Below are 17861 nucleotides of genomic sequence, written 5' to 3'. Positions count from 1 at the left end.
TACACGGGTCTTGTTACATTCATCTTAGGAATGGCTTAGGAGCAATGTCCCAAGCCATTGCCAGCATCAAGGCTGGGGATCGAAGCGCAGCGATGCCGAATTGATGCAATAGCGCAAGCCGGTCGGCGGCGGGCCGTCCGGGAAGACGTGGCCCAGGTGGGCGTCGCAGACGGCGCAGATAATTTCCGTGCGCACCATGCCGTGGCTGCGGTCGACAATCTCCGTCACGTTGGCCGGGTCCAGGGCCTGGAAATAGCTGGGCCAGCCGCAGCCCGAGTCGAACTTGGTGTCCGAAGCGAACAGGGGCGTGTTGCAGCAGACGCAGGTGTAGACGCCATGTTCATGGTGATCCCAGAACTTGCCCGTGAAGGCCCGTTCCGTGGCCGCGTGGCGCGTGACTTCGTATTGCATCGAGTCGAGCATGGCGCGCCATTCGGCGTCGGTTTTCTTGACTTTATTCGTGGTCATAATGACTCCTCAGGATGAGCAACTGACTTCAAGGTGGCTGGCCCAGTCGGGCGGCAGGGCCGCATAGTGCTGGTGTTCGGGCTGTTCGTCAAATGGCTTTTGCAAAACTGCCAGCAATGTCGCCACTTCCGTGTAGTCCTGCTGCTGGGCTTTTTCGATGGCCACTTGCGCCAGGTAATTGCGCAGCACGTATTTCGGGTTGACCTGGTTCATGGCCGCTTGCCGTTCGGCATCGACGCTGTGCTCCTGCCGCAGGCGCGCGCGGTATTGTGCCGCCCACGCATCGAAGGCGGGGCGGTCGATGAACATGTCGCGCAGCATGGTGTCGTGCTCGGGCGCGGCCACTTGCAGCGTCGACAGGGCGCGGAAAAAGTTCGTGAAATCCACGTGATCGGCTTGCATCAGCGCAAACATGCTGTCGAACAGCTGCGTATCGTCGTCCTGGCTCGTTTGCAAACCCAGCTTGGCGCGCAGCAAGGCATTCATCTTCTCCGCAAAGGCCGGCTGGTAACTGTCCAGCGCCGCCTGCGCTTCGCTGACCTCCCCGATCAGGGGCAGCAGGGCCTGGCCCAGCGCATAGCAGTTCCAGTGGCCCACCTGCGGCTGGTTGGCATAGGAATAGCGGCCCTGCTGGTCCGTATGATTACAGATGTGCTCGGCGTCGAACGCTTCCATGAAGCCGTAGGGACCGTAATCGAGCGTCAGGCCCAGAATCGACATATTGTCCGTATTCATGACGCCATGCATGAAACCGACGGCTTGCCACTGCGCAATCATGTGCGCCGTGCGCACGCACACCTCGGCCAGCAGGGCCTGATATGGATTTGCTGCGGCGCGCAAGTGGGGGTAGAAGCCGTCGATGACGTAATCGGCCAGGATTTTCAGCTCGTCCGGCTGCTTGCGGTAAAACCAGTGCTCGAACGAGCCGAAACGCACAAAAGTGGGCGCCATGCGCGTCACGACGGCCGCCGTCTCGACGGTTTCGCGCATGATGCCTTGCTGCGAACCCATGATGGACAGCGCGCGCGACGTGGGGATGCCCAGCGCCGCCATCGCTTCCGAGCACAGGAATTCACGGATGGACGAGCGCAGCACGGCGCGGCCGTCGCCCATACGCGAATACGGCGTGGCGCCCGCGCCTTTCAGCTGCAGCTCCATCGGACCATCGGCCGTGGCGATATTGCCCAGCAGGATGGCGCGGCCGTCGCCCAGCTGGCCTGCCCAGACGCCGAACTGGTGGCCTGAATACACGGCCGACAACGGTTGCGAGCGTTCTGCCACGGCATTGCCGCTCAGCAGCGCCACATAGTCGGGCTCGGCCAAGCGCGCCGCATCGAGGCCGATGAGGGCTGCGGCTGGCGCGCTGGCGGCCACGAAATACGGGGCGGGCAGGGGCGTGGGCATCAAGCGCGTATAGAACGCGGGCGGCAAGGCCGCAAAGGCGTTATCCAGTGGTAAGGTATGAGCGGTGATGGCAATTCCATTCAAAGTAGATATGGCGGCAAGTGCGCCAGCCTGGAATGCGATTTTACCGCACAGCGCCAAGGCATGTGGCGGGCGCGCTGGCGGGTGTTCGCACAGCAAGAAACGGAATCGAAAATTCCATGCTGCATCGCAATATCGAAATGCGTTGACGATTTCCGCACGACCGTACGAAACTAAGGAAAGTCTTTGAATTCCAACAATAAGCCAGTATCCACCCCAGGAGAGACGATGTCGGCATTTCCCTTGAGTCCAGTGATGGGCCAGATGATGAATCAGCCCCTGCTGATTTCCACCATTATCGAGTTTGCAGCGCGTCATTATGGGGGCAGCGAAATCATTTCGCGGCGGGTGGAGGGCGATATGCACCGCTATACCTACCGCGATTGCCACCAGCGCGCGCGGCGCCTGGCGAACGCCTTGCACGGCCTCGGTGTCGGCATGGGCGACCGCGTCGCCACCCTGGCCTGGAACGGTTACCGTCACCTGGAAGCGTATTACGCCGTGTCCGGCTCGGGCGCCGTGCTGCACACGATCAACCCGCGTTTGTTTCCCGACCAGATCGCCTATATCTCGAATCACGCGGAAGACCAGGTTTTATTGTTCGATTTGACCTTTTTGCCCGTGGTCGAGAAAATCGCCGCCGACTGCACCTTCGTGCGCCACTTCGTGCTGATGTGCGACCGCGAACGCATGCCCGCCAGCAACACGATTCCCGATCTGCTGTGCTATGAAGACTTGATCGCCACGCATTCCGACGATTACGCCTGGCCCCTGTTCGACGAGAACGCGGCCGCCACCCTGTGCTACACGTCGGGCACGACGGGCAACCCCAAGGGCGCCCTGTATTCGCACCGCTCGACCGTGCTGCACGCATATGCGTCGGCCATGCCCAGCGCCCTGAACGTGCGCGCCTCCGACACGGTCTTGCCCGTCGTGCCCATGTTCCACGTGAATGCCTGGGGCTTGCCGTATTCCGTGCCCCTGTCCGGCGCGCGCATGGTGTTTCCCGGCGCGGCGCTCGACGGCAAGTCGCTGTACGAACTGTTCGAGGCGGAAAAAGTGACGTTCTCGGCCGGCGTGCCCACCGTCTGGCTGGGCCTGCTCAATCATGCCGTGCAAAACAATCTGAAATTTTCCACCTTCCGCCGCACCGTGATCGGCGGCGCGGCGTGCCCGCCAGCCATGATGGATACCCTGATCGACCAGTTCGACGTGGAAGTCATCCACGCCTGGGGCATGACGGAAATGTCGCCGCTGGGCACGACGGGCGGCTTGCAGACCCGGCACCTGGACTTGCCGAAAGAGGCGCAGCGCAAGATCCTGCAAAAGCAGGGCCATGCGATCTACGGCGTGGACATGAAGATCGTCGACGACGACGGCAAGGAATTGCCGTGGGATGGCGTGGCCTACGGCCATCTGCTGGTGAAAGGGCCGTGGATCATTTCTTCGTACTATAAGAACGAGGGCGGCGACGTGCTGCAGGACGGCTGGTTCCCCACAGGCGACGTGGCCACCATCGACGCGGACGGCTACATGCAGATCACGGACCGCAGCAAGGACGTGATCAAGTCGGGTGGCGAGTGGATCGGCACGATCGACCTGGAAAACCTGGCCATGGCCCACCCGGCCGTGCTGCAGGGGGCCTGCATCGGCGTGTTCCACCCGAAATGGGACGAGCGCCCCGTGCTCGTCGTCGTGCTGCGTCCCGGCATGACGGTCACGCGCGAAGCGTTATTGCAATTTTTTGAAGGCAAGATCGCCAAGTGGTGGACGCCCGACGACGTGCTCTTCATCGACGCCTTGCCCATGGGCGCCACGGGCAAGATCCAGAAGAACAAGCTGCGCGAGCAGTTCAAGGGGCATCAGTTGCCCGGCATGTAGCGCTACGCCGCCTGCGGCAGCGCCGCCCCCAGTTTTTCCAGCAGATGGTCGCACTGGAAGACGGACAGGGTCTGGCGCTGCGCATCCGTGCCGATGTCGATCATCTCATCCATTTCGCTGCGCAAGTCCTCATGCTCTCCCGTGCGGATGATTTGCGGCGCCGCAAAGCGCTGGCTGTCGGAGATGGTCATGATGTTGTCGACGTGATCGACGAGAAAGCCATAGCGCTCGGCGCCCCGCTCCACGATCAGAATCTTGCCGGTGTTCGCATCCGCCAGGGGCGGCATCGCGTACAGCTGGCGCAAATCGATGATGCTGATCATTTGCTGGCGCAGGTTGAGCAAGCCGCGCATGCAGGCCGGCATGCCGGGCGGCGTCGTGATGGCGCCGCTGAAATCGATGATTTCACGCACTTGCCCGATTTCCACGGCGAAGCGGGTTTCTACGGTGAACGTGATGTAGACGCGGCGCTGCGCCTTGCGCGTGGCGGCCGTGTTCGCTTCTGCATCGGCCGGATACAGGCGCGCGTGGCCGTCGCGCATCTCGACGATCTCGGCCTGTGACAGGATGCCCTTGTGGTCGAGGAAAATGATGTCGCCCAGGCCCTCTTTCGTGATGCAGCCGGCAAACATGGCGGCGCGTGCCTTGCTCAGCAGGGGAATCGGCAGCACCTCGTCGCCAAAGAAATGCACGATGCTGTCGACGGAGTCGACGAGGAAGCCCACGGTCGTGTCCTCAAGGCGCACGACGATGATGCGCTGGTCGCCTGTCGCCGCCGTGCCGGACGCGGGCGCCTGCAGCAGGGCGCCGAAGTCGACGACGGCCACCTGGCTGCCGCGAAAATGCATGCGCCCCAGGCACAGCTCACTATTCAGCAGGGAGCTGTGCAGTTCCGGCACCCGGATGATTTCCTGAATGGCCAGCATTTCAAAGGCAAACGTGGCGCCTGCCGCGTGGAAGCTGACGCACTGGCGGCGTTCGCTTTGCGCGTGGTAGCGGGCCGTGCTCAGCTTGGCGCCCGTCGCCTGCAGGGCCAGCACATGGGGCACGTTTTCAATACGCAGCAGGGCGTGCGGGTCGAGTACCTGCAGCAGGCGCGCGCCGCCTTCGAGCAGGATGGTGCCGGCGATCACGGCGTGGCTGTCGCCAGCCGCATATTGCAGGGCGCTGCGGGCGCTGGCGGGCACGCGCAGGATTTCGCCCGTATCCTGGAAGACGATGCCGATCAGCACTTGCTGGAAATCGAGGATGGCGATCTTGTCCGTGGCCACGGCGCGCGGCGCATCGGTGCGGAACAAGCGGCCCAGGTTGACCACCGGAATGACGCTGCCGCGCAAGGTGAACATGCCTTCCAGATACGCGGGCGACAGGGGCAGGGCCGTGACTTTCGCGGGGTAGTTCACCACTTCGCGGATGCAACTGGCGGGCAGGGCGAATTCATCGTCTCCCAGGTGGAAGGAGCCGAACAGTTCGGTGGCCGTGTCGCCGCTGGCCTGCGCTTGCAAGCCCGTCGCTTCATGCATATCCATATGCGCCTTCCTTGCGTGGAATCAATTCGGGTTGTGTCACCACATCGGTGACGGCGTAGCTGCGGCTGGCGCAATCGATCAGCAACTGGCGCCCGTGGCGGCCGCCCAGCGCGCAAAAGCTGACATGCAAGCCGCACTGGTCCAGGTATTTTTGCGCCGCTTCCGCGTTTTGGCGACCTATCTGCAGCCGGCCGTTGCGCGGACCAAACATGCTGGCGCCGCCCGCCAGCACCACGTCGATATCGGCGTAATCGGCCTGGCGCACGCCCATCAGGCGCAGCAGCGAAGGCACGGCCTGGCTCACATAGCGAGCGCCAAGGGCGTTGTCGGCACCGGGCGCTTCCGGCAGCAGGCAGTGGGCCAGGCCGCAGCATGGGCCATTCTTCCAGATGAAGCCGATGCCGATGCAGGAGCCGAGCAAGGCTTGCAGCTGCTCGCCATGCGTGCCTACGCTCAGTTGGCCCATGCCGACATGGTGCGGCGGCAGGCCATGGTCGATGATGATGCTCATGCGGTACCCGCCTTGTAAATCATGGGAAACTCGAATTGGTAGCCGGTACCGAGGCGGGCGATGGTTTCCGATTCGCCCAGGATCAGCCGGCCCTCATCCTTGAGGCTCAGGCGCGCCTGGCGCAGCACGGTTTCCTGGTGCTCGGCGTCGAAATAAATGAGCACATTGCGCAGGAAGACCAGGTCGAACTGCCGCGCCGGACGCAGCGCTTCGAGCAAATTATGCTGGGCAAAGCTGACGTGTTGCCGCAATTCCTCGTTGACCTGGACGCCAGACGGCGCGGGCGTGAAATATTTGCGCAGCAAGTCCGGGTGCGACAAGCGGATGCGTTCGACGGAGCGCCCGCTGTACTGGCCCGCGCGCGCCGCGCCCAGGATCTGCTGCGAAATGTCGCTGGCCAGGATCTGGTAGCGGAAAGACGGCGTTTGCAGCTTGAATTGCTCGCACAGCATGGCGATCGAATACAGCTCTTCGCCGCTGGCGGCCGCCGCCGACCAGATGGCCAGGCAATCGCCCGGATGGGCGCGGGCCCAGGCGGGCAGGTAGCGGTCGCGGAAGTAATCCCAGACCTGCGGCGTGCGGAAGAACAGGGTGTCGTTGGTGGTCACCAGGTCGATGAAATGGGGTACCTCATCGCGGTCGCTGGCCACGCGCTCCAGGTAAGCCTGGTAGCTGTGCAGGGACAGCGCCTGCAGCCGTGGCTGCAAACGCCGTTCCAGCAGGATGCTCTTGCGCGCCGTCATGGCGATGCCCGTATGCTGGCGCACCAGCGCGATCAGGGTCGTCAGCACCTCGGGCGTCAAGGTGGCCGCGTGGCTCATCGCTTACACCACGAAGCCGGAGACAGTCTGGTTCAGGCTGCCAGCTCGCTCGTTCAAGCCGTCCGTCGAGCGGGCGATGCTGTCGCAATTGGCGGCCGATTTTTCCGTTTCCTCGGCGATGTACTGGATCGCCGTCGACACTTCGCGCGCCGTCAGCAGCTGCTCGTTGGCCGCCTTCGAGATATCGGAGATGGCCACGGTGGTCTTCGCCACGCCCGAGACGATCTTGTCGAAGGCGTCGCTGGCCTGGCGCGAAATCTCGCTGCCCGTCGACACGCGCTTGACGGATTCGTTGATCAGCTTGGAAATTTCCTTGGTTGCCTGCGAGGAGCGCTCGGCCAGCTTGCGCACCTCGTCGGCGACGACGGAAAAGCCCAGGCCGTGCTCGCCCGCGCGCGCCGCCTCGATGGCCGCGTTGAAGGCCAGCATATTCGTCTGGTTGGCGATCTCGCTGATGACCTTGACGATTTCGCCGATGTCTTCCGACGAGCGGTTGATCAAGTCCATCGCCTCGATCGACTTGGCGACGGCGCGCGCGCCTGCTTCCGCCTCCTGCTGCGTGGCTTTCGCCAGCGAATCGGCATTCGAGGTGTTTTCCGCGATGGAATTGATGGAAAAGGTCAGGCCGTCGATGGACGCGTTCATTTCTTCCACCGTGGCGCCCAGCGCCTGCGTGCCCACGGCCACGCCCGAAGCCCGTTCGGCGATGGCGTTCGACGCGTCGGCAAAGCCGTTGGCCGCCGATACCACATTGCCGATCACGCCGCGCAAGTCGACGATCATCTTGCTGATGCCGCCGGCCAGCAAGTCGATCGGCTCGCCGCCTTCGGGCACGATATTGCAGGTCAGGTCCCCTTGCGCCGCGCGCGCCACCGAGTCGAGCAGGGCATCGACCTTGCGGCTGTCGCTGGATGCCTTGGCCTGGATGCTGTTTTCCAGGTTCACCTGGTCCGTAATGTCGATGGCGAACTTGACCACTTTGTAGGGCTTGCCGTTCAGATCCAGGATGGGGTTGTAGGTGGCCTGTATCCACACCACCTTGCCATGGTTGCCCAGGCGTTTGTAGCGGCCCGCGTCGAATTCGCCCCGGTTGAGCTTTTGCCAGAATTTCTTGTACTCGGCGCTGCCGGCATACTCGGGCTCGCAGAACATGCGGTGGTGCTCGTCCTGGATATCGCTCAAGTCGTAGTCCATGACCGCGAGGAAATTGTCGTTCGCGTCCAGCACCTTGCCCTGCATGTCGAATTCGATCACGGCCTGCGCCTTGCCGATGGCGCTGACCTTGCCTTCGTATTCGGCATTGCGCTTTTTCAGGGCCGTGATGTCGCTGGCGAACTTGACCACCTTGAAGGGCCGGCCTTCCGCGTCCAAAATCGGGTTGTACGAGGCATTGAGCCAGATTTCGCGGCCATCCTTGGTCATGCGCTTGTATTCGCCCGCGTCGAACTCGCCACGGCCCAGCTTTTGCCAGAACTGCGTGTATTGCTCGCTCCTGGCGTACTCGGGTTCGCAAAACATGCGGTGGTGCTTGCCTTCGATCTCGTCGAGCGTGTAGCCGACGGACTTGAGGAAGTTGTCGTTGGCGCGGATGATGGTGCCGTCGAGCTGGAACTCGATCACGGCCTGGGTCTTGCTGATGGCGTCGATTTTGCCTTCGTAATCGGCATTGCGGCGCTTGCCGGCCGTGATGTCGGTGGCGAACTTGATGACTTTATACGGCTTGCCGTCCGCGTCGAGGATGGGGTTGTAGGAAGCGTTGATCCACACTTCGCGGCCATCCCTGGCGCGGCGCTTGTATTCGCCCTGGTCGAATTCGCCCCGCGCCAGCTTGGCCCAGAAGTTGGCGTATTCGGCCGTTTTGACATACTCGGGGTCGCAGAAGATGGCATGGTGCTTGCCTTGCACTTCGGCCAGGCCATAGCTGACGACGCGCAGGAAATTGTCGTTCGCATGCAGGATGGTGCCGTCGAGTTCGAATTCGATGACGGCCTGGACACGGTTCAATGCAGTATTTATCGCTTGTAAGTCCAGATCCTGCGAGTGGCTGACATGGCTGGCTGCGTCCATAGTATTTCCTTCGGGGTGAGAAGAGGAATGGGGGCAATAAGGCTGCTGTTATTATTTTTTCTGCTATCGGTTTAAGGCAGGGATTAAGGAGGCGATGTTATTGCATCGCCAGCATCTGGTGATAATCGGTGAGAATGTGCGCGATCAACGACCGCCAGAGTTTGCGCTGCGATTTGCCTTATAGTAGATGGATAAATTGTAGAGTATTGATTTGAATCAATAATTTTATTATTCCCCAGCGTCTGACGAAAAACAAGGGGCGGGAATAAATAATGTAAAAACTGTCGTAATTGCCCCATGTCGGCATATAACAAACCCATTCTTTTAAATAATAAAACGTTGTTATTATTATTGTTGTTTTATTATTTAAATGAATATCCAAGTGATAGCTTCTACTAAAGCTTGGCGCTTGCAGCAGAATCTTTCCGCAAATGATGTTGTACCATGGCGTACCATGCTGGCGGCCGCGTAGCCGAGCACGCGAACGATAAAAATAATACGAGCGTTCTTTTATGCGGTATAGTAAAGCTTCATCCCTTGCAACCACCTCATCGCTGAGCAAAAACCAATAAGGAAGAGACATGAGTGCTGAATATCAAGTGAACGGCACCGTTGCCGTCATTACCCTGGCCAACCCTCCCGTCAATGGCCTGGGCCTGGCGACGCGCACGGCCGCCGTGGCCGGTATCCGCCAGGCGCTGGCCGACGATGCCGTGAAAGCCATCGTCATCACGGGCGCCGGCAAGGCCTTCTCGGGCGGCGCCGACATCAAGGAATTCAATTCGCCCAAGGCGCTCACGGAACCGACCCTGCACACCCTGATCAATGTCGTCGAACAATCGACCAAGCCCGTGGTGGCGGCCATCCACAGCGTCTGCATGGGCGGCGGCCTGGAGCTGGCGCTCGGTTGCAACTACCGCGTGGCCGCGCCGGGCGCGCAGATGGCCTTGCCGGAAGTCAAACTCGGCATCTTGCCGGGCGCGGGCGGCACGCAGCGCCTGCCCCGGGTACTGGGCCTGGAAATGGCCTTGAACATGATCGTCTCGGGCACGCCCGTCGTATCCGAAAAACTGGCCGGCACGGCCCTGTTCGATGAAGTCATCGCGCCGGGCGCCGACTTGCTGGCTGCCGCCGTCGCTTTCGCGACGAAAGTGGCCGACGTGCGTCCGCTGCCGAAAGTGCGCGAGCGCAAGGTCGATTACCCGAACCATGAAGCGTTTTTGCAATTTTCGCGCAATACCGTGAAAGCCATGTCCGGCCCGTTCCCCGCGCCGCTCAAATGCGTCGATGCCGTGGCGGCCGCCGTGACGATGAAATTCGACGAGGGCTTGAAGTACGAGCGCGAACTGTTCATGCAGCTGGTGCAGTCGCCTGAATCGAAAGCCCTGCGCCACGCCTTCTTTGCCGAACGGGTCGCCAGCAAGGTGCCCGACGTGCCATCCGACACGCCCGTGCGCACGATCGCCAGCGCGGCCATCGTCGGCGCCGGCACCATGGGCAGCGGCATCGCCATGAACTTCGCCAACGCGGGCATCCCCGTGATGCTGCTGGAAACGAAGCAGGAAGCGCTGGACAAGGGCCTGGCCACCATCCGCAAGAATTACGAGAACACGGTCAAGAAGGGCAAGCTGACGCAAGAGAAGGCCGAGCAGCGCATCGCCCTGGTCAGCGGCACGTTAGCCTATGCGGATATCGCGCAGGCCGACATCGTCATCGAAGCCGTCTTCGAAGAGCTGGGCGTCAAGGAAACCGTGTTCAGGCAGCTCGATGCCGTCATGAAGCCGGGTGCCATCCTTGCGTCGAACACGTCCACGTTGGACCTGGACAAGATCGCCGCGTTCACCCAACGGCCGCAAGATGTGATCGGTACGCATTTCTTCAGCCCCGCGAACGTCATGAAGCTGCTGGAAATCGTCCGCGGCAAGGAAACGGGCAAGGACGTGCTGGCCACGGCGCTGGCCCTGTCGAAAAAGCTCAAGAAGACCGGCGTCGTCTCGGGCGTGTGCGACGGCTTCATCGGCAACCGCATGATCGAGCAATACAGCCGCCAAGCCGGTTTCCTGCTGGAAGAAGGCTGTCTGCCGGAACAGGTCGACAAGGCGGTGGAGAAATTCGGCTTCGCCATGGGCCCGTTCCGCATGGGCGACCTGGCCGGCAACGACATCGGCTGGGCCATCCGCAAGCGCCGCTACGTGGAAAAGCCGGACGTCACGTATTCGAAGACGGCCGACCTGCTGTGCGAACTGGGGCGTTATGGCCAGAAGACGGGCGCCGGCTGGTACGACTACAAGCCGGGCGACCGCAAGGCCTATCCGTCGGAGCAGGTCAATGCCATGATTATCGAGCACTCCGCCGATATCGGCGTGGCGCGGCGCAAGATCAGCGACCAGGAAATCGTCGAACGGCTCGTGTATGCACTCGTCAACGAAGGCGCGCGCATCCTGGAAGAGGGCATCGCCTTGCGCGCCTCGGACATCGACATGGTGTATTTGACGGGCTACGGCTTCCCGCTGTTCCGCGGCGGCCCCATGTTCTACGCGGACACGGTCGGCTTGCCGAACGTGGAGGGCACGATTGCCGGCTACGCCAAAGGCCGCCACGGCGAAGCGTGGACGCCGGCGCCGCTGCTGGTCAAGCTGGCGGGCGAGGGCAAGGGCTTTAATAGCTAGAAAACCCAACGGCAGAGACCGGGGTCGGACCCTCAGGGTCCGACCCCGGATTTTGCTGCTGGGGTTAAATGCCCGCGATACGTACTACTTCTTCTTCGCCACCATCTTGACCGCCTCGTTGACGATGACGGGGTTGTCCTTCTGGATGTAATAGCCGGCGCCCGTGATGCGCTCGATGGCCGGCGCGCCGGACAGGCGCTGCCAATCCTTTTCCTGGGCCCGCACCACGTTCTCGAACGAACCCATTTCCTCGATGCCGAACTTGTCGCGCACCAGCAGCATGGCGGGCACGCGCAGCGGGCTGCTCATGTCGACGTGTTGCAGGCACTGCGTCTGGGCATCGAATTCGGCCGATTCCGTACTGTTGAACATCAGTTTGCGCCGCGTTTTGACGAGCATGGCGTAGGTGGACGCGTCCGTCTGCAGACGGTTCCACTGCTGCGGGTGCGTGGGATCGAGCAGGACGAGACCGGCCACGTCCTGCGGGTACAGCCTGGCATACACATACTGGTACAGCCCGCCCAAGCCATGGCCGACGAGCACGTACGGCGGCTTCAGGCCCGCCTGCGCCAGCAGGGCACGCTGCTGGGCGGCGATGGTGCAGGGGTCGCGCGGCGTGGTGGTTTTCTGGCTGTCGCCGTAGCCGGGACGGTCGTAGACGAGCACACGGTGCTGTTTCGCCACTTCGGGCACGACCTTGGCCCACACGTCCTTGCCATCGCCCATGGCCGACTGGAAGACCACGGGCAAGCCGCCCTGGCCGCTCAGGGTGTAGGCGATGCTGGCGTCGGGCAGGGCGGCCGTGGCGGGCACGCCTGGCGTGGCCGGGGTGGATGGCAGCAGGGAGCAGCCGGAAAAACAGCCGGCCAGCAGCAAGCCGGCGCTGGAGAGGAGCATGGTGCGCGCGGGGCGGCCGACGAATAGATGATGCATGAATCTCCTTCTTGGTGCAGGGACCGGGGAGCGGTATGGCTTGCCAGCCATTATAGGCAAATCGCCGTGAAGTGGAAATGCCGAACAGAACCGTATTTCCCGTCCTGTCAGTCTGCTTCGGCGCGATGGCAGACGGCTTCGATGCGGTTGCCGTCCGGATCGAACAGGAAGGCCGCGTAATAGCTGGCGTGATAGTGGCGCAGGCCGGGCGCGCCCAGGTCGATGCCGCCGTGCGCCAGCCCCGCGTGCCAGAACGCTTTCACGGCCGCGCGCGAGGACGCCTTGAAGCAGCAGTGGCGGCGCGGCGCGTCGTCGGGCGCGGGACCCAGGCGCACGGAAAAATAGCTGCGCTCAGGGTGATCCGCATCGCTGCGCTCGCCGTAGCCTATCCAGGCGTTGGCATGGTCGCTGCCCACCTTGGGCACGCCCAGCGCGGCAAAGATGGCATCGTAGAAGCGCTCGGCGCGCTCCAGGTCGCTGACGGTGAGCGAAACGTGATCGAGCATGGACACTCCGCAGTAAAAACAAGGACGGCCATAGCATAGCCCGGATCAGGGCGGCCGTGGGCGGGAGTGACCGAGTGGTATCGCCGGTGGACGACTACCGGTCAAGCGCGGCTGGCGAGCCGGGCCACGATGCTGCGGCTCATCAGCTGCACGCGGGGGGCGAACAGCATCACGGCGCAGAAGGCCACGGGCCAGGCGGCAAAGAAGGCATGGCGCCAGCGGGGCAGGAAGTCCGCCTGCAGGCCGATATTGAGCCAGGTGACCCAGGCGCTCATCAGCAGGGTCATGAGCAGCGACATCAGGAAGGCAAATACGCAGCGCAAACGCAGGGCTTCGGACATGGAGTACTTTCAAATGATGAGGATATGGCAGCGTAACGACTTGCAGCAATCTATACTAGAGCCATATTTTTAATTTCAAATTCCGAAAATGCAATCATGCTCGACGATTTAGCCTTATTTGTTGCCATTGTCGAGGCGGGCAGCCTGCATGCGGCGGCCGTCAAGGAAGACTTGCCCGCCGCGACCGTCACGCGCCGGCTGCAGAAGCTGGAAAGCCAGCTCGGCTACCGCTTGCTCAACCGCAGCGCGCGCCGCCTGCAGCCGACGGCGGAAGGCTGGCAATACTACGAGCAGTGCCGTCCCCTGGTCCACGCCCTGCGGCAGGCGACGCAGCAGCTCGACGCCAGCCTGTCGGCCGTCTCGGGCAGCATCCGCGTGCTGGCGCCCGTCAACTTCGCCAGCGGCTTGCTGACGCCGGCCTGGGTCAGCTTCATGCAGAAGTACCCGGACATCCGCCTCGAGCTGGAACTGTCGAACCTGCTGCAAGACCTCGTGGGCAGCGGCGCCGACCTGGCCATCCGCGTGGGCGCGCTCGACGATTCCTCGCTGATGCAGCGCCGGCTGGGCAGCGCTTCGCTGGTGATGGTGGCCGCGCCAGCCTACCTGGCGCGCGCCGGCGTGCCGCGCGACTTGCAGGAACTGGAACAGCACGAGCTGATCGTGGCCGAGCCGCTGCGCACCTGGCGCTTGCGCCGGCCCGGCGACGGCGCCGAAATGGTGATCGAACCGCAGGCGCGCCTGCGCGTCAACGAAATGCGCCTGGCCGTGGAGATGGCCGACGCGGGCATCGGCATCCTGTTGTGTCCGCTTCTGCAATGCCGCGACGAAGTGGCCAGTGGCAGCCTCGTGCGCGTCCTGCCCGACTGGATGCCGCAGCCGCGCCACGTGTACGCCGTATGGACGCAGCGGCGCTACCTGCCGGCCCGCGTGCGCGTGCTGCTCGAGCACCTGGCGGCGTTCGCGGCGGACAATCCGCTGCTCGGCGAGGAGGCCGGCGTTGAGCTCGTTGCGCCGGCAATCCTTTCTATTTAGTAATACCGAGCGCTTGTACTTTTCGCCGGGATCGCGTTAAGATAAAGCTGCCTGCTTATCCAGCGGGCAATCTGGTGTTTTTTCGCGCAATCCGTTCCTATCCATGAGAGTAGCAATGAAATATCTGATCGTTCCCTTCTTGCTGGCGATGACCGGCTGCGAAGTACTGTATGACGCGAACCGGGACAAGATCGGCGAGTATTGCAACAGCCTCAATAATTTCGACGACCGCAATGCCTGCCGCAAGCGCAACCAGACCAGCTACCAGGAATACGTGCAGCAGCGCGACCAGCTGAAAAAGGGCAAGAGCGACAAATAAGCTCGCCGCAGTATAAAAAAAAACGCCGCTGAGCAGTCAGCGGCGTTTTGCTTTGCGGACCCCGGTCTTGCGGCCGGGGCTTCATCGGATCAGTCGTCGGCGTAGATATTGTTGTCCTTGGTTTCCTTGACGAACAGGGTGCCGATCACGACCGTCGCCAGGGCGACGACGATCGGATACCAGAGGCCATAATAGATGTCGCCCTTGAAGGCCACCAGCGCGAAGGCCGTGGTTGGCAGCAAGCCGCCGAACCAGCCGTTACCGATATGGTAGGGCAGGGACATCGAGGTGTAACGGATGCGGGTCGGGAACATTTCCACCAGCATGGCGGCGATCGGACCATACACCATGGTCACGTACAGCACCAGGATGAACAGCAGCAGCACGACCATCGGCTTGTTGATCTGCTCGGGGGCGGCCTTGGCAGGATAGCCCGCTTCCTTGATGCCGGCGCCCAGTTCTTTCTTCAGCGCCGCTTCGTGGGCCTTGCTGTCCGCATCGAAGTTCAGGCCGTCCGGTGTCATGACGGCGTTAAACGACGTAAATTCCTTCGTACCGATGCGTACCTTGGCGATGCTGCCGGCCGGCGCGTCTTCCTTCGTGTAGTTGACCGAGCTGTTCGACAGGAAGCCGGTGGCGATGTCGCACGACGATGGGAACTTCTTCGTGCCCGTCATGTTGAACTGGAAGTGGCAGGAAGCGGGATCGGCCACGACCACCACTGGCGAGTTCTTCAGCGCCGCTTCCAGTTGCGGGTTGGCGAAGTGGGTCAGGCCGTTGAAGATGGGGAAGTAGGTTGCCGCGGCGATCAGGCAGCCGCCGAGGATGATGTACTTGCGGCCGATGCGGTCGGACAGGCTGCCGAAGAACAGGAAGAACGGCGTGGCCAGCAGCAGGGCGATGGCGACGAGCACGTTGGCCGTTGCCAGGTCCACTTTCAGGGTCTGGATCATGAAGAACAGGGCATAGAACTGGCCCGTGTACCAGACGACGGCCTGGCCGGCGGTCAGGCCGATCAGGGCCAGGATGACGATCTTCAGGTTTTTCCACTTGCCGAACGCTTCCGTCAACGGCGCCTTCGAAGTCTTGCCTTCGGCTTTCATCTTGGCAAACGCCGGCGATTCATTCATGGCCAGGCGGATCCACACGGAAATACCCAGCAGGATGACGGAGACGAGGAAGGGTACGCGCCAGCCCCAGGCTTCGAACTCTTTCTCGCCCGTCGCCAGGCGGGTGCCCAGGATGACCATCAGCGACAGGAAGAAGCCCAGGGTGGCCGTCGTCTGTATCCACGCCGTGAACGCGCCGCGCTTGCCTTCAGGCGCATGTTCGGCCACGTAGGTGGCCGCGCCGCCGTATTCGCCGCCCAGCGCCAGGCCTTGCAGGATGCGCAGGATGACGAGGATGATCGGTGCGGCGATGCCGATGGAGGCATGTCCCGGCAGCAAGCCGACGATGAAGGTGGAGCCGCCCATGATCAGAATGGTGATCAGGAAGGTGTACTTGCGGCCGATCATGTCGCCCAGGCGGCCAAAGACCAGCGCGCCGAATGGACGCACGATGAAGCCGGCGGCAAAGGCCAGCAGCGCGAAGATGAAGGTGGTGGTGGGGTCGCCGATGAAGAACTGCTTGGCGATGATGGAAGCGAGCGAACCGTACAGATAAAAATCGTACCATTCAAAGACGGTGCCGAGCGAGGACGCAAAGATGACCTTGCGTTCCTCGGGCGTAATCGGCGTTCCCTTGGTGGAAATTTTCCGTACGTCGGCCGAGCCGGATGATGACGCCATGGTTTGTCTCCCTATGTTTTATAGTGAACCATTGCCGCGGTCTTTTTGACCATTCTTGCAACAGCTGGAGCCGAGTGTGTTCTCCGAACCTTACGTCATGCTTGCTTCAAACTTACACCAAGCTTACAAATCAGCGATCATTGCAACTTTGCGAACGACCGTACTTAAATGTGCTATTCTCATTCCGCAGATACCCCCCAATAAATATTCCCACAAGGAGACACAGCATGAATGAAGCCGTCATCGTATCGACCGCCCGCACGGGCCTGGCCAAGTCCTGGAAGGGGGCGTTCAACATGACGCATGGCGCTACCATGGGCGGCCACGTGCTGGCGGCCGCCGTCGAGCGCGCGCGCATCGAGGCGGAGGAAGTGGAAGACGTGCTGGTCGGCTGCGCCTTTCCCGAAGGCGCGACGGGCGGCAATATCGCGCGCCAGGTAGCCTTGCGCGGCGGCTGTCCCGTCACGACGGCCGGCATGACCGTCAACCGTTTCTGCTCGTCGGGCTTGCAGGCCATCGCCCTGGCGGCGCAGCGCATCATCGCCGGCGAAGGCGATATCTATGCGGCCGGCGGCGTGGAATCGATTTCCTGTGTGCAAAACGAAATGAATACGCATATGTACCGCGAAGTCTGGCTGCAGCAGCACAAGCCGGAACTGTACTGGCCCATGCTGCAGACGGCCGAAACCGTCGCCAAGCGCTACCAGATCTCGCGCGAGCGCCAGGATGCCTATGGCGCGCAAAGCCAGCAGCGTGCAGCAAGCGCCCAGGCCGCCGGCCTCTTCGACGCGGAAATCGTGCCGATGACCACCACCATGGGCGTGGCCGACAAGGCCAGCGGCATGCTGGTATCGCGCGAAGTGACGATTGCCGCCGACGAAGGCATCCGCGCCGACACCACCTACGACGGCGTGGCGAAGATCCGCCCGGCCGTGCCTGGCGGCGTCATCAGCGCGGGCAATGCCAGCCAGTTTTCCGACGGCGCGTCCATGGCCATCGTCATGAACGCGAAAGTGGCCGAAGCGAAAGGCTTGCAGCCGCTGGGCATCTTCCGCGGCTTTGCCGTGGCCGGCTGCGAACCCGATGAAATGGGCATCGGCCCCGTGTTTGCCATTCCGAAACTGCTGAAAAAGGCGGGCTTGACGGTGGCCGACATCGGCCTGTGGGAACTCAACGAGGCATTTGCCGTGCAAGTGCTGTACTGCGCCGACACGCTGGGCATCCCCATGGACCGCCTGAACGTCAACGGCGGCGCGATCGCCGTCGGCCACCCGTACGGCGTGTCGGGCGCCCGCCTGACGGGCCATGCCTTGATCGAAGGCAAGCGCCGCGGCGTCAAATACGTGGTCGTGACCATGTGCATCGGCGGCGGGCAGGGCGCGGCCGGCCTGTTCGAAGTGCTGTGATGTTTGCGTGACCCAGTCTGCGGGCGGCTTCCAGGGCCGCCCGTTTGCATTGCGCGCCCCGTTCCTGCAAGACGCGCCGATAGCGGTTACAGTAATGCTTCAT

The 17861-nt window shown here is 62.3% G+C and carries 16 protein-coding genes; 5 read left to right on the top strand and 11 right to left on the bottom strand.

All coding sequences use genetic code 11. The features are described from left to right. Window positions 1–66: 66 nt before the first annotated feature. Together msrB and BLU39_RS01420 are read right to left on the bottom strand one after the other, a co-directional pair. The gene (gene msrB / locus BLU39_RS01425; RefSeq protein ID WP_092708650.1) at window positions 67–468 is read right to left on the bottom strand and encodes a peptide-methionine (R)-S-oxide reductase MsrB; all 402 of its coding nucleotides are present in this window, start codon (window positions 466–468) and stop codon (window positions 67–69) included. Window positions 469–477: 9 nt separating this feature from the next. Further along, window positions 478–1920 carry a protein adenylyltransferase SelO gene (locus BLU39_RS01420; RefSeq protein ID WP_092709835.1) on the bottom strand — a complete coding sequence of 481 codons (1443 nt, stop codon included), beginning with the start codon at window positions 1918–1920 and terminating at the stop codon, window positions 478–480. Window positions 1921–2181: 261 nt separating this feature from the next. Between BLU39_RS01420 and BLU39_RS01415 the strand changes: the two genes are divergently transcribed. Further along, on the top strand, window positions 2182–3834 hold the full coding sequence (locus tag BLU39_RS01415; RefSeq protein ID WP_092708647.1) for a 3-(methylthio)propionyl-CoA ligase: 1653 nt from the start codon (window positions 2182–2184) through the stop codon (window positions 3832–3834). 2 nt (window positions 3835–3836) lie between these two features. Here the strand turns inward: BLU39_RS01415 and BLU39_RS01410 are convergent, their stop codons facing one another. The 5 genes from BLU39_RS01410 to BLU39_RS28060 all read right to left on the bottom strand — a co-directional run bounded on the left by BLU39_RS01410 (window position 3837) and on the right by BLU39_RS28060 (window position 9345). Further along, a complete protein-coding gene (locus tag BLU39_RS01410) occupies window positions 3837–5363 on the bottom strand; it encodes a chemotaxis protein CheW (protein WP_254788851.1) in 1527 nt (508 codons plus the stop codon). Beyond that, complete coding sequence (locus BLU39_RS01405; RefSeq protein ID WP_092708644.1) at window positions 5350–5874, bottom strand: chemotaxis protein CheD; 525 nt, start codon at window positions 5872–5874, stop codon at window positions 5350–5352. Before BLU39_RS01405 ends, BLU39_RS01410 begins: the two co-directional genes overlap by 14 nt. Then, the gene (locus tag BLU39_RS01400) at window positions 5871–6695 is read right to left on the bottom strand and encodes a CheR family methyltransferase (protein WP_092708641.1); all 825 of its coding nucleotides are present in this window, start codon (window positions 6693–6695) and stop codon (window positions 5871–5873) included. Before BLU39_RS01400 ends, BLU39_RS01405 begins: the two co-directional genes overlap by 4 nt. Window positions 6696–6698: 3 nt before the next feature. Further along, entirely contained in the window at window positions 6699–8762 is a 2064-nt protein-coding gene (locus BLU39_RS01395) for a methyl-accepting chemotaxis protein (protein WP_092708638.1), read from the bottom strand. Between the two features lie 178 nt (window positions 8763–8940). Further along, a complete protein-coding gene (locus BLU39_RS28060; RefSeq protein ID WP_139178111.1) occupies window positions 8941–9345 on the bottom strand; it encodes a hypothetical protein in 405 nt (134 codons plus the stop codon). Between BLU39_RS28060 and BLU39_RS01390 the strand changes: the two genes are divergently transcribed. Further along, a complete protein-coding gene (locus tag BLU39_RS01390; protein WP_092708635.1) occupies window positions 9344–11431 on the top strand; it encodes a 3-hydroxyacyl-CoA dehydrogenase NAD-binding domain-containing protein in 2088 nt (695 codons plus the stop codon). The two genes, BLU39_RS28060 and BLU39_RS01390, sit on opposite strands and share 2 nt — an antisense overlap. 84 nt (window positions 11432–11515) lie before the next feature. Here BLU39_RS01390 and BLU39_RS01385 read toward each other — a convergent pair whose 3' ends face one another. From BLU39_RS01385 to BLU39_RS01375, 3 genes are all read right to left on the bottom strand, one after another. Next, a complete protein-coding gene (locus BLU39_RS01385) occupies window positions 11516–12364 on the bottom strand; it encodes an alpha/beta fold hydrolase (RefSeq protein ID WP_139178109.1) in 849 nt (282 codons plus the stop codon). 107 nt (window positions 12365–12471) lie between these two features. Continuing rightward, a complete protein-coding gene (locus BLU39_RS01380) occupies window positions 12472–12870 on the bottom strand; it encodes a VOC family protein (RefSeq protein WP_092708628.1) in 399 nt (132 codons plus the stop codon). A gap of 101 nt (window positions 12871–12971) precedes the next feature. Then, window positions 12972–13211, bottom strand: a complete 240-nt coding sequence (locus tag BLU39_RS01375) for a DUF2798 domain-containing protein (RefSeq protein WP_092708624.1) — start codon at window positions 13209–13211, stop codon at window positions 12972–12974. Window positions 13212–13307: 96 nt separating this feature from the next. On the opposite strand from BLU39_RS01375, the gene BLU39_RS01370 reads away from it, so the two are divergent. Both BLU39_RS01370 and BLU39_RS01365 read left to right on the top strand, forming a co-directional pair. Continuing rightward, complete coding sequence (locus BLU39_RS01370) at window positions 13308–14243, top strand: LysR family transcriptional regulator (protein ID WP_092708621.1); 936 nt, start codon at window positions 13308–13310, stop codon at window positions 14241–14243. 115 nt (window positions 14244–14358) lie between these two features. Beyond that, window positions 14359–14562, top strand: a complete 204-nt coding sequence (locus tag BLU39_RS01365) for a hypothetical protein (RefSeq protein ID WP_070302494.1) — start codon at window positions 14359–14361, stop codon at window positions 14560–14562. Between the two features lie 89 nt (window positions 14563–14651). Here BLU39_RS01365 and BLU39_RS01360 read toward each other — a convergent pair whose 3' ends face one another. Beyond that, entirely contained in the window at window positions 14652–16352 is a 1701-nt protein-coding gene (locus BLU39_RS01360) for an MFS transporter (RefSeq protein ID WP_092708618.1), read from the bottom strand. 227 nt (window positions 16353–16579) lie between these two features. On the opposite strand from BLU39_RS01360, the gene BLU39_RS01355 reads away from it, so the two are divergent. Further along, window positions 16580–17758 carry an acetyl-CoA C-acyltransferase gene (locus BLU39_RS01355; protein ID WP_092708615.1) on the top strand — a complete coding sequence of 393 codons (1179 nt, stop codon included), beginning with the start codon at window positions 16580–16582 and terminating at the stop codon, window positions 17756–17758. Window positions 17759–17861 lie beyond the last annotated feature (103 nt).

Source organism: Janthinobacterium sp. OK676, from assembly GCF_900103595.1.
Lineage (GTDB): Bacteria > Pseudomonadota > Gammaproteobacteria > Burkholderiales > Burkholderiaceae_D > Janthinobacterium.
The sequence above is the reverse complement of the archived record's forward strand: the minus strand, read 5'-3'. Positions and strand labels throughout refer to the sequence as shown.